This is a genomic window from Aeromonas sp. S2(2024) (assembly GCF_041402505.1).
In the GTDB taxonomy this organism is placed as follows: domain Bacteria; phylum Pseudomonadota; class Gammaproteobacteria; order Enterobacterales; family Aeromonadaceae; genus Aeromonas; species Aeromonas media.
Map to the genome: position 1 here is coordinate 1 of NZ_JBGLRL010000027.1, position 12741 is coordinate 12741.

Annotated in this window: 10 protein-coding genes and 1 pseudogene; all 11 read left to right on the top strand. The window is 61.9% G+C overall.

The annotated features are described in order from the left end of the window. Positions 1–171 precede the first annotated feature (171 nt). The 11 genes and pseudogenes from ACB039_RS19085 (at position 172) to ACB039_RS19135 (ending at position 12451) form a co-directional block, all read left to right on the top strand. Positions 172–630 (top strand): GNAT family N-acetyltransferase, encoded by a 459-nt coding sequence (locus ACB039_RS19085; protein ID WP_171269451.1) that lies wholly within the window; start codon positions 172–174, stop codon positions 628–630. Positions 631–1127: 497 nt separating this feature from the next. Further along, positions 1128–3032: a fructose-specific PTS transporter subunit EIIC gene (locus ACB039_RS19090; protein WP_005328732.1), complete on the top strand. Its 1905-nt coding sequence runs from the start codon at positions 1128–1130 to the stop codon at positions 3030–3032. Between the two features lie 463 nt (positions 3033–3495). Continuing rightward, positions 3496–4902 carry a hexose-6-phosphate:phosphate antiporter gene (uhpT, locus tag ACB039_RS19095; RefSeq protein ID WP_005328717.1) on the top strand — a complete coding sequence of 469 codons (1407 nt, stop codon included), beginning with the start codon at positions 3496–3498 and terminating at the stop codon, positions 4900–4902. 212 nt (positions 4903–5114) lie between these two features. Then, positions 5115–5419: pseudogene (locus ACB039_RS19100) on the top strand (PTS fructose transporter subunit IIB). Further along, on the top strand, positions 5420–6187 hold the full coding sequence (locus tag ACB039_RS19105) for a PTS sugar transporter subunit IIA (protein WP_005328714.1): 768 nt from the start codon (positions 5420–5422) through the stop codon (positions 6185–6187). 135 nt (positions 6188–6322) lie between these two features. Beyond that, positions 6323–7255 (top strand): pseudouridine synthase, encoded by a 933-nt coding sequence (locus ACB039_RS19110; protein WP_232092362.1) that lies wholly within the window; start codon positions 6323–6325, stop codon positions 7253–7255. After that, entirely contained in the window at positions 7252–7719 is a 468-nt protein-coding gene (locus ACB039_RS19115; protein WP_182788265.1) for an NUDIX hydrolase, read from the top strand. Before ACB039_RS19110 ends, ACB039_RS19115 begins: the two co-directional genes overlap by 4 nt. 157 nt (positions 7720–7876) lie before the next feature. Then, a complete protein-coding gene (gene mnmA, locus ACB039_RS19120) occupies positions 7877–8983 on the top strand; it encodes a tRNA 2-thiouridine(34) synthase MnmA (protein WP_042649669.1) in 1107 nt (368 codons plus the stop codon). A gap of 23 nt (positions 8984–9006) precedes the next feature. After that, the gene (gene hflD / locus ACB039_RS19125) at positions 9007–9618 is read left to right on the top strand and encodes a high frequency lysogenization protein HflD (RefSeq protein ID WP_041205352.1); all 612 of its coding nucleotides are present in this window, start codon (positions 9007–9009) and stop codon (positions 9616–9618) included. A 175-nt stretch (positions 9619–9793) separates the two neighbouring features. Next, entirely contained in the window at positions 9794–11164 is a 1371-nt protein-coding gene (gene purB / locus ACB039_RS19130; RefSeq protein ID WP_005328706.1) for an adenylosuccinate lyase, read from the top strand. A 156-nt stretch (positions 11165–11320) separates the two neighbouring features. Next, positions 11321–12451: a JmjC domain-containing protein gene (locus tag ACB039_RS19135; RefSeq protein WP_371166229.1), complete on the top strand. Its 1131-nt coding sequence runs from the start codon at positions 11321–11323 to the stop codon at positions 12449–12451. Positions 12452–12741 lie beyond the last annotated feature (290 nt).

The window sequence follows — 12741 nt, forward strand, 5'->3', positions numbered from 1 at the left end:
GAGTTTGAATTCAGCAGTAAATGAGCGACGTAATCTTGTCATTGAACACCTCAAGTCATGGTGGCGACTGTACCACCTAAAATGGTGTCCGGGATGATTAGACCACTACAGGTGAATATCATCTCCATACAGAGCCTCAACTTTTATATACATGAGATAGGTGAATATAAGATGCAGATAAGAACAGCCTGCAGACATGAACTGGATATCATCTATCTTATGGGCTTCGATGTTTGGGGTGAGGGTCTGTCCCGAGATGAATATCTTGCTGGTTGTCAAAGCAGCAAGAAATACCAGTCCGGTGTTTGGTATGTATTGGTTGTCGATGAAAAGCCGGTCTCTTCCCTTATCGTCTATAGCGACCTATTTGGCCTCGGCCAGGGTTGTTTTGGTATCGGCTCCCTGGCAACGGATCCCGCGATGAGAGGAAAGGGGTTTGGCTCCCAGCTGCTGCGCGGCGTGACAGAAATGCTCCTGAACGCTCCAAATACTGTCGCTACTTTTCTGCATGCGGATATCGGTCATCACTACTACGAGAGGCTGGGGTATAGGCGCATTCCGGGGGGTGATTGCATGTATTTCTCTCATAGGCGGCCGCGCTATGTTGGTGAACCGCCGACCTACTTTTAATCCACCTCCAGCCACCATCCATAATGGCTGCCACCCGATGGCTAACGACTTTTCTCCACCTTTCCCCTCGCTTGCTTCTCCTCTCAACCTCCCCATGACCGCCATTTACGTGCGTTGGCTCACATCTAGAAGCCTCTTCGTACCTCACAAATTTACAGGAATGCAGCTCCCCTCGCTCAGGTGAGGACTAGCTCAATGGATGATAAATATCGGCAGAAATATCTTTAATCGATTGATTTTTAACTATAAAAATTCATTCATCGATTCAGTTTAGACCTATTTAATCAGCTGGTCTGCTGTGAGATCGGGGTCACACTCAAGTCTATAGCGCACAAAAATCCAGTATTTCGCAGTTTTGTCCCATAGGGGGAATGGCGTGCCCCCACCATAATAGGAGGGTCAAATTTGTCTGCATGTCCCGGGGTAGAACCTATCGTGGTCAACTAAACCCGGGAAGCGATGCCAACAGGCTCCATCAAGGGAGTAGGGAGAACGCCATGATCACCACCCTTATCAACGAGCAGCTGATCGCGCTCGATTTAAAGGCCACGGGCAAGGAGGAGGTCTTCACCGAGATGACCCGCCTGCTCGCGGCGCAAGGCAAGGTCAGCGACGAGCAGCAGTTCATCAAGGACCTGTGGGCCCGCGAAGAGCTGGACAATACCGGCTTTGAAGAGGGCGTCGCCCTGCCCCACGCCAAGAGTGCGGCAGTGAGCACCCCGGCGGTGGCCATCGGCATCAGCCGCGCCGGTATCGAGTACGGCGCCGAGGATGGCAAGCCCTCCCGGCTGTTTTTTATGATTGCCTCCCCGGCCGGTGGCGCCAACCACCATATCGAGGTGCTGGCCGAGCTCTCCGCGAAGCTGATTGAAGAGGGCTTTATCGATGCCCTGCTGGCCGCCAAGACGCCTACCGATGCGCTGGCCCTGCTGCTCGAGAAGAAAGAAGAGCAAGCCGCCCCTGTTGCCGACAAAGGCTTCATCATCGGCGTCACCGGCTGCCCGGCCGGTATAGCCCACACCTATCTGGCGGCGGAATCCCTGGAGCGCGCCGCCAAGGAGCTGGGCTTTGAGGTGAAGGTAGAGACCAACGGCTCCATCGGCGTCAAGAACAGCCCGACTGCGGCCGAGATCGCTCGTGCCAGCGCCATCGTGGTAGCCTGCGACAAGCAGGTGGACATGGCCCGCTTCAATGGCAAGCCGCTCATCAAGACCGGTGTCAAGGCCCCCATCAAGGATGGCAAGGGCCTCATCGAGCAGGCGCTGAAGGCCCCCGCCTATGTGGCGGACAAGGATGAGCGCAAGAGCGAGGAAAAGAGCTCAGGCGGCAGCTCGGATCTCTACCGTTATCTGATGAACGGCGTCTCCCACATGATCCCGTTTGTGGTCACGGGGGGCCTCTTGATCGCCCTGGCTCTGGCCATCGGCGGCGATCCGACCCCGAGCGGCATGCAGATCCCGGCAGGGAGCATGTGGAACCAGATCCTCAACGTGGGCGTGGCCGCTTTCACCCTGATGATCCCCATACTCGCCGGCTACATCGCCTACGCCATAGGTGATCGCCCCGCGCTGGCACCGGGCTTTATCGGCGGCTGGATCGCCAACAACGGCAGCTTCTACGGCGCCGATGCCGGGACCGGCTTTATCGGTGCCATCATTGCAGGCCTGCTGGTCGGTTATCTGGTGCGCTGGATTGCGACCCGCCACTACCACAAGATGGTGCAGCCGCTGGTGCCTATCCTGATCGCGCCTATCGTTGGCTCGCTCTTTATCGCCGCCGTCTTCATCTTCATCATCGGCGCCCCCATCGCCGACATGATGACGGGTCTGAACGCCATGCTGCTCTCCATGAGCGGCGGCAGCCTGGTGCTGCTGGGCATAGTGCTCGGGGGCATGGCCGGCTTTGACATGGGCGGCCCGGTCAACAAGGTGGCCTTCCTGTTCTCGGTGGGCATGATTGCCTCCGGCCAGACCCAGTTCATGGGCGCCATGGCCTGCGCCATCCCGGCGGCGCCCCTTGGCATGTCGCTGGCCACCGTGCTCGGTCGCAAGCTCGGCATCTTCGACGCCTCCGAAATCGAGGCGGGCAAGGCCGCCGGTGCCATGGGTCTGGTGGGGATCTCCGAGGGGGCGATTCCGTTCGCCGCCCGGGATCCGCTGGCGGTCATCCCCGCCAACGTGCTGGGCAGCATGACCGCCGCCGTGATGGCCTTCCTGTTTGGCATCACCAACAGCGTCGCCCACGGCGGCCCCATCGTGGCCCTGCTGGGTGCGGTCAACAAGCCGCTGCTGGCGCTGCTCTGCATGATTTGCGGCGCCATCGTCACCGGCGTGGTGGCGGTCGCCCTGAAAAAGCTGCGAGTCAAGAAGAGTGACGAGGTGACGCTGGCCAAGGCCGCCTGATCCCTTGTTTACCCCACGCACTTGAGATGACAGCAGGCCACCCCCGGGTGGCCTGCTTGTTTGTGCGCGCCCCCTTGCCACCGGTTTGCGAGCCTGATGGCTCCCCCCCCCTGCGGCGCCGCGCCACTCCGGGCGCGCGGGCCCGTGAGCCGACTCTGTGATCCCCTTCACGCTTCAGGGCCACAAGCCGCCAAACTAGGAAATTTTCCTACGTGTCCTAGGGATGGCTCTCACGCCATCTACAGCACGCCTCTTTACAGTCGACCTACCTGATGTAGTTACCCGACCCCAGCGCAGGTGCCAGGGCCGGGCATGGGTTCAATCGACAGGGGAGCGCTCTGCAGTTCGCCCTCTTCCTGTCGCCCTTCCCGTGGCGTGACCTCCCATAACAGATTGAACGAGTTCAATACACAAATGAGGAACGCGGCGGGAATAGCGTCTATCTCGCAGAGGATGAACGAAGATGTTTAAACTGCTCGAACAGGTCCGGATCCCCACCCTGGACCTGCCGGTCGAAGCCCGGCGCAAGCTCTGGTTCAAGCCATTCATGCAATCTTATCTGGTTGTATTCATTGGCTATCTGACCATGTATCTGATCCGCAAGAACTTCAACATCGCCCAGAACGACATGATCCAGGAGTACGGTCTCTCCATGACCGAGCTCGGCATGATAGGCCTTGGCTTCTCCATCACCTACGGGGTGGGCAAGACGGTCGTCTCCTACTATGCCGACGGCAAGAACACCAAGCAGTTCCTGCCGCTGATGCTGATCCTCTCCGCCCTCTGCATGCTGGGCTTCAGTGCCAGCATGGGGGGTACGGGGTTCAGCCTCTACTTCATGATCTTCTTCTATGCCCTGAGCGGCTTCTTCCAGAGCTGCGGCGGCTCCTGCAGCTACTCCACCATCACCAAGTGGACCCCCCGCAACAAGCGCGGCACCTACCTCGGCATGTGGAACCTCTCCCACAACGTGGGCGGCGCCGGTGCGGCCGGTGTGGCGCTGTTTGGTGCCAACTACCTGTTCGATGGCAACGTGCTCGGCATGTTCATCTTCCCCTCCATCATTGCGCTCATTGTCGGCTTTATCGGCCTGCGTTTTGGCAGCGACTCGCCGGAGGCCTATGGTCTGGGCAAGGTGGAAGAGCTGTTTGACGAAGTCGCCAGCGAAGAGGACATCGCCACCGAAGAGCAGAAACTGACCAAGTGGCAGATCTTCGTGAAGTACGTGCTGATGAACAAGGTGATCTGGCTGCTCTGCTTCGCCAACATCTTCCTCTACGTGGTGCGCATCGGCATCGACCAGTGGTCCACCGTCTACGCCCACCAGGAGCTCGGCTTCTCCAAGGAAGTCGCCATCCAGGGCTTTACCTTCTTCGAAGTGGGCGCCCTGGTCGGCACCCTGATGTGGGGCTACCTCTCGGATCTGGCGAACGGTCGCCGCGGTCTGGTGGCCTGCGTGGCACTGGCGCTCATCATCGCCACCCTGGGGCTCTACCAGCATGCCACCACCCAGTTCATGTTCCTGGGCTCCCTGTTCCTGCTGGGCTTCCTGGTGTTCGGTCCGCAATTGCTGATCGGCGTGGCCGCCGTGGGGTTCGTGCCCAAGCAGGGCATCAGCGTGGCTGATGGCGTCAAGGGCACCTTTGCCTACCTCATCGGTGACAGCTTCGCCAAGCTGGGTCTGGGCATGATAGCCGACGGCACCCCCATCTTCGGCCTGACCGGCTGGACCGGCACCTTCGCGGCGCTGGACATGGCCGCCGCCGCCTGTCTGGTGCTGATGGCCTGCGTGGCCGTGGCCGAGGAGCGCAAGATCCGCCGCATCAAACGGGAACTGCGCGCCGCCGAGCTGGCTACCCAGTCCGCCTGATGGCCATCATCCGCTTTATATCCTGATATGCATTCGGCTCGCCCTCTGGCGGGCCGTTTTTTTACCCGCACAACCCCACACTCAAACGGGGCCATGCCTTGTGCAAAGCGGCACCAGAGCGCCGCCAAGATCCCACTTTCACCCCGCACCTTTGGCAAAGGTCCGCGCTTGGCGCTATCTTGTGGCCCCATCCCCACTTGTCTCGAGAACCCATGAAGATCCTCGCCGTCACCGCCTGCCCTACCGGCATCGCCACACCTACATGGCCGCCGAGGCGCTGCAAAGTGCCGCCGACAAGCTGGGACTGAAGATCAAGGTGGAGACCCAGGGCGCCATGGGGCTGGAGAACGTGCTGACCGCCCGGGACATCGCCGGCGCGGATCTGGTGCTGATCGCCTCCGACATCGAGATAGAGCAGAAGGAGCGCTTCCTCGGCTGCAATGTGCGCCAGGTATCCCTGGAGTCCGTGCTGCTGGACGCCGCCGCCGTGCTCAAAGCCATCACCCCCGGCGCCTGAATGCTCCGCCGCGAGCTCACCTTCTGTTGCCACTTGGGCTTGACCATCACCCAGGCCAAGCAGCTCTGTCGACTGGCCGGGCTGTTCAAGTCCCAGATCCTCTTCATCAACATCAGCCGTCGCCAGCGGGCGGAGGCGACCAGCCAGCTTGCTCTGCTTACCCTGGCCACCCGGCCCGGGGATCTCTGCCAGTTGCTGATCGAAGGGCTGGATGCCGAGCTCGCCCACATGGCCTTCACCTGCTGGTGCGTGGAGCTGGGTCAGCCACTGGGGCGTCCCGCTACCTCGGCCCGGGCCGAGCAACGTCTGGCCACCGCCCTGCCCGACTATGGGTTTTCCCTCGCCCAGCTCGGCCACAGCTCGGCGCCCCTCGACAAGGCGCTGGCGTTGCAGGTGCTGGTGGATCTGCTGCCAGCGGAGCGGGTGCGCGACAGAGCCTCGCTGGAGCAAGCCATAGCGGATCGGGAGCGACTCGCCGCCACCATCATACGGCCGGGCCTCGCCATGCCCCATGTGATCTGCCCCGCCATCGCCAGGCCAAGCCTCTCGCTGCTTAGCTGCGATGATCCCCTCCCCTGGGGATCGGCGCTCGGGCCTGTGCAGACCATCATCTTGCTGGCCATCCCGGCCGGGCTCGCCCCCGAGCAGCTGCGCCCCCTCACCCGACTGGCTCGCGCCCTGATGGACGAGGTGGTCAGCACGGCGCTCTTGCACGCAAGCTCGGCCCCCGCCCGCCAGGCCATCGTCATCGACAGCCTGCTGAGCTGAATCTCCCAACCCCTCTCCCTGCGAAGGGGGAGGCAGGGAGGGGATCTGCCGCACTCTTTCCCTCTATGCCCCGATGCCCCATGGCGAGCGCCTCCGTGATACACTCCTGCATCCCCTGTTTTTGGTATGCACGCGATGAAACCTGCCCGTCCCCGCCTCTCCCTTTCCGGCCGCACCAGTGCCGCTGGCCGCCCCGCACAGGATGAGGCTCACAAGCCCGGCCTTGCACGCTCACGGGCCGGCACCCGGCAGGCGGGCGACGCCAGAGTGGCGGGGCAAAAACCAGAGGTGGCACCGGCAGATCGCAGACTCTTGCTGCTGAACAAGCCCTACATGGTGCTGTGCCAGTTCACCGACGAGGCGGGGCGCGAGACCCTCAAGGACTACATCAGGGAGCCCGGCATCTATGCCACGGGCAGGCTGGATCGCGACAGCGAGGGGCTCTTGCTGCTCACCAACGACGGCAAGCTGCAGGCGCGCCTCACCCAACCGGGGGAGAAGACCCCCAAGACCTACTGGGTACAGGTGGAGGGCATTCCAAGCGAGGAGAAGCTGGCGAGTCTGCGCGCCGGGGTGGAACTCAACGACGGCATGACGCTGCCCGCCGGGGCGCGGATTATGGCTGAGCCCGATGTGTGGCCGCGCAATCCGCCCATACGGATGCGCAAGGAGATCCCCACCAGCTGGCTGGAGATCAAAATTGTGGAGGGGCGCAACCGTCAGGTGCGGCGCATGACGGCCCATATCGGCCATCCCACATTGCGCCTCATTCGCTACGCCATCGGCGACTGGACGCTCGATGGGCTCGCCCCCGGGCAGAGCCAAAGCCTGCCCGCCCCCGAGCTGGCACAGGCCAGGCGCCAGTCGTCATCACACCGAACCAGTGGCAACGCAGCCAAACCGGCAAGCAAGGCGCCGAGCCTGGGGAACCAGTCCCAGCGAAACGATAAACCGCGCGGCACGGGCAAGCCCGAATCACCCACGGCGGGGGAGAACAAGCCCCGCAGCAGCGGCCGGGGCACGGCCCGCAGACCCGCCCGTCACCCCAGCGACAAGGAGTCATCATGATCGATCACCCGCCCCTGCCCGCCCGTTTGACGGTGGCCGCCCTGGTGCACTGGCAGGGCCGTTTCCTGCTGGTGGAAGAGGAGATCAAGGGGCAGCGCCGCTTCAACCAGCCCGCCGGCCACGTGGAGCCAGGGGAGAACCTGATTGAGGCGGCCTGCCGCGAGCTCAAAGAGGAGACGGGGCTGACCGCAACCCCCAGCGCCTGGCTCGGGGTCTATCTGTTCAAACCGGCGGACAGCGAGGCCACCTTCGTGCGCACCGCCGTCATCTTCGACCTTGAAAAGGCGCCCGGTCAGCACCATCCAGAGGATCCCGACGGCGATGTGCTGGCCTGCCACTGGCTCACCCTGGAAGAGATAGCCGAGTGCAAGCCCGCCCTGCGCAGCCCATTGGTGTGGCAGTGCATCCAGGACTACCTGGCCGGCACCCGCCTGCCGCTGTCGGCGCTCAAGGCCTTTATCTGAGGCCATTTGAAGCCGTTTTTTGCCCATCTTGGCAAACAACGGAAAAACGATTTCCCGCCGCCGGGCTCCCGAGGGGAACGACAGCAGGGAGATGTGACCGGGGGCGCAAAACTCTGGTAGAATACGCCCCGTTTAAACGAACTGGTAACTTCGACTAATGACAGACAACAGCCAAATCAAGGTGATCGTCGGCATGTCCGGCGGCGTGGATTCTTCCGTCTCGGCCTACCTGCTCCAGCAGCAGGGTTATCAGGTCGAAGGCTTGTTCATGAAGAACTGGGAAGAAGACGACACGGACGAGTATTGCTCCGCCTCCCAGGATTTGGCTGATGCCAAGGCCGTCTGTGACAAGCTGGGCATGAAGCTGCACACCATCAACTTCGCCGCCGAGTACTGGGACAACGTGTTCGAGCACTTCCTGGAAGAGTACAAGGCTGGGCGCACGCCGAACCCGGATATCCTGTGCAACAAGGAGATCAAGTTCAAGGCGTTCCTCGAATTTGCCGCCGAGGAGCTGGGTGCCACCTACATCGCCACCGGCCACTATGTGCGCCGTGACGACAGCACAGGCCGCCCGCGCCTGCTGCGCGGTCTGGACACCAACAAGGATCAGAGCTACTTCCTCTACACCCTGAGCGAAGCCCAGGTGGGTCAGAGCCTGTTCCCGGTCGGGGATCTGGAAAAACCCGAGGTGCGCCGCATCGCCGAGCAGCTCGACCTCATCACCGCCAAGAAGAAGGACTCCACCGGTATCTGCTTCATCGGCGAGCGCAAGTTCAAGGACTTCCTGGCCAAGTTCCTGCCCGCCCAGCCCGGCCCCATCGAAACCGTGGATGGCAAGGTGATAGGCGAGCACCAGGGGCTGATGTATCACACCCTGGGCCAACGCAAGGGGCTCGGCATCGGCGGCATGAAGGATGCGACCGAAGAAGCCTGGTACGTGGTGGACAAGGAGGTGGAGCGCAATACCCTGGTGGTGGCGCAAGGGGAACATCCCCGCCTCTACTCCGATGGCCTGATCGCGAGCCAGCTGCACTGGGTGGATCGCACCCCGATCCGGGCGCCGCGTCGCTGCACCGTCAAGACCCGCTACCGCCAGCAGGACATCCCCTGTCTCATCCAGCCCATCGACGATGAGACCATACGGGTCATCTTCGACGAGAAACAGGCTGCGGTGACCCCGGGCCAGTCCGCCGTCTTCTATGACGGGGAAGTGTGTCTGGGCGGCGGCATCATAGAACAGCGTTTCAGCCATCCGGTTTGAATCCTTAACAGAAGGCAGCAGACGTGAGCGACAAATTCCAAGACAGAACAATGGCTTTCGCCGGCATCTGCCAGGCGGCCTATCTGGTGCAGAAAGTGGCCCGTGACGGCAACTGCGACGAGGCCTCCCTGCGCGAGAGCCTGCAAAGCGTCCTGGTGACCAATCCCAAGCAGCCGCTGGAAGTGTTCGGCAGCCACCTCGCCATCCGCGACGGTTACCGCGCCCTAGTGGAGCAGCTGGGGGCCGACGGCAGCCAGAAGAACGCCGAGCTGACCCGCTACGTGGTGAGCCTGATTGCGCTGGAGCGCAAGCTGGCCAAGCGCAAGGACATTCTCAACATGCTGGGGGAGCGGATCGGACAGATCGGCCGCCAGCAACAGCATTTCGATCTGCTCGACGAGCAGATCCTGGCCAACATGGCGAGCATCTACAGCGATCTCATCAGCCCCATCGGGCCGCGCATCCAGGTGGCGGGCACCCCGCTGTTCCTGCAGCAGCCCCTGGTGCAGCACAAGGTGCGCGCCCTGCTGCTGGCCGGCATCCGCGCCGCCGTGCTGTGGCGCCAGCTTGGCGGCAGCCGTACCCAGATCATCTTCGCCCGCAAGAAGATGGTGGAACTGGCCAAACGTTTCTAAGAATCGGCTCGAGCTTCGTAGTGAGAGGTCGGAAGCAAGGTGAAGAGCAGCACAGGTACCGGAGTTTATGTCGATAAATGAGGATGCCGAGCAGCACATGAGCCTTGATAACGGCCTCGCAACAGGAGCGCGAGTTGATGAGAATCCCCCACACCAATCATCAGGAGTTCACCCCATGGAGCTGTCCGCGCTGACTGCTGTTTCCCCGATTGACGGTCGTTATGGCGACAAGGCCGATGCCCTGCGTCCCATCTTCTCCGAATTCGGTCTGCTGCGTTTTCGCGTCGAAGTCGAGGTGCGCTGGTTGCAAAAACTGGCCAGCCACGCCGGGATCCCGGAAGTCCCTGCCCTGAGTGCGGCCGCCAACGCCGTGCTGGACGGCATAGTCCTGAACTTCAACGAAGCGGACGCCGCGCGCATCAAGCAGATCGAGCGCACCACCAACCATGATGTGAAAGCGGTGGAGTACTTCCTGAAAGAGAAAGTGGAAGTGAACCCCGAGCTGGCTGCCGTCAGCGAGTTCATCCACTTCGCCTGCACCTCGGAAGACATCAACAACAACTCCCACGGTCTGATGCTGAAAACCGCCCGCGACGAGGTCATCAAGCCTTATTGCGAGAAGCTGATTTCCGAGCTCAAGCGCCTGGCCCATGAGTACCGCGACATGCCGCTGCTGTCACGCACCCACGGCCAGCCGGCGACCCCGAGTACCATGGGCAAGGAGATGGCCAACGTCGCCTATCGCCTGGAGCGCCAGTACAAACAGATCATGGCGGTGGAGATCCTCGGCAAAATCAACGGCGCCGTGGGCAACTACAACGCCCACGTGAGCGCTTACCCTGAAGTGGACTGGCACCAGTTCTCCGAGGAGTTCGTCACTTCGCTGGGCCTTTCCTGGAACCCCTACACCACCCAGATTGAACCCCACGACTACATCGCCGAGCTGTTCGACGCCATGGCCCGCTTCAACACCATCCTGATCGACTTCGACCGCGACGTGTGGGGCTACATCTCCCTGGGTCACTTCAAGCAGCGCACCGTGGCCGGTGAAATCGGCTCCTCCACCATGCCGCACAAGGTCAACCCCATCGACTTCGAGAACTCCGAAGGCAATCTGGGTCTGGCCAACGCCGTGTTCCAGCACCTGGCGAGCAAGCTGCCCATCTCCCGCTGGCAGCGTGATCTGACCGACTCGACCGTGCTGCGCAACCTGGGTGTGGCCGTGGGTTACTCCCTGATTGCCTATCAGGCGACCCTCAAGGGCATCTCCAAGCTGGAGGCGAACGCGGACGCCATGGCCGCCGATCTGGACGCCAACTGGGAAGTGCTGGCCGAGCCCATCCAGACCGTGATGCGCCGCTACGGCATCGAGAAGCCCTACGAGAAGCTCAAAGAGCTGACCCGTGGCCGCCGCGTGGATGCCGAAGGGATGCGTACCTTTATCGACACTCTGGAACTGCCCGAGGCCGTCAAGGTCGAACTGAAGAAGCTGACCCCGGCCAACTACCTCGGTCAGGCCCAGCGTCTGGTCGATCTGCTGAAGTAAGCCGGCAGGATGAATGCGGGGCCCTGGGCACGACAGCCACAGGGCCCCTGTTATTTTTGACCGCCACCTGTTTTGCCATAGAGGCCTTGCCCAAGGCCGGCGCCCCCCTTGGGCAAGACCTCTCTAACTTTGTCTGACCTTTTGACGAGAAGACCTATGTACGAACTCAATCTGGATATCGCTCACTTCCTCGAGCATTACTGGCAGAAACGCCCCCTCCTCATCAAGGGCGGCTTCACCGACTTTCAGGATCCCATCAGCCCGGACGAGCTGGCTGGGCTGGCCATGGAGGACGTCATCGAATCCCGCCTGGTGACCCGCTTCGACGGCAAATGGGAAGCCGCTCACGGCCCCTTCGAGTCTTACGATCACCTGGGGGAAGAGAACTGGACCGTGCTGGTGCAGGCCTGCAACCACTGGGCCCCCGAGGTGCACGAGCTGGCGTTGCCGTTCCAGTTCATCCCGGGCTGGCGCTTTGACGATGTGATGGTGAGCTTCTCCACCCCCCATGGCGGGGTCGGCCCCCACATCGACAACTACGACGTCTTCATCACCCAGGGCCAGGGCAAGCGTCACTGGCGTGTCGGCGATGCCAAGCCCTTGAACGAATTTGCCGCCCACGCCGCCCTGCTGCACTGCGAGCCGTTCGAGGCGATCATCGACGCCATCATGGAGCCGGGCGACATCCTCTACATCCCGCCCGGATTCCCCCACGAGGGCTACGCCATCGAGCCTTCCCTGAACTTCTCCGTGGGCTTCCGCGCGCCGGATGCAAAAGCGCTTATCTCTTCGTTTGCCGATCACCTGATCGACAACGATCTGCGCACCGAGCGTTATGGCGACCCGGATCTCAAGCCCCGCGCCCGTCACGGCGAGATCCAGCCCCATGAGCTGCACCGCCTACGCGAGCTGATGCAGCAGGCCCTCGATGACGAGACCCTGTTCAAGGAGTGGTTCGGCACTATGATTTCCGAGGCCAAGCACGACCTGGACGTGAGCCCCATGGAGCCAGACTACAGCGCCGAAGAGATTGCCGATCTGCTGACCCAGGGCGAGCCCGCCATCAAGGTGCCGGGTCTGCGCTCGGTCTGGTTCAGCGGCGAGAGCCGTACCTGCTACATCGATGGCGAGGCCTGGACCCTGCCAAGCGAGGATGCGGCCGCCATTTCGCTCTTGTGCGACAAGGACATCATCACCCAGGCTGACATGGTGGAACTCGCCGATCAGGCCGGCTTCCTGCAACTGCTGACCCGTCTGGTCAACCGCGGTTACTGGTTCTTCGGCTAAGCCTGTGCAACAGGCGCGTCGCCTGCCCGGGCGACGCGCCTGGTCGCGACCCGATGCCAGCCCCGCGCAGTGGCCGCCCAGTGACTACACTGGGTGACGGCCAGAGGGGAAAGGGGCCCTGCCCCCCTCGCCGGAGGCCTCCCTCTTGTTTGTCATTTAACAACATGGGATGGCAACGACGAGCAGGCCAGGAATGGGAACCAAATGGCCTCACTCGCGGAAAATCAATTATTTTAGCCCCTAAAATCAGCTGTGAGCGAAAACGTTATCTTGTGAATTGAGGCGCTTTT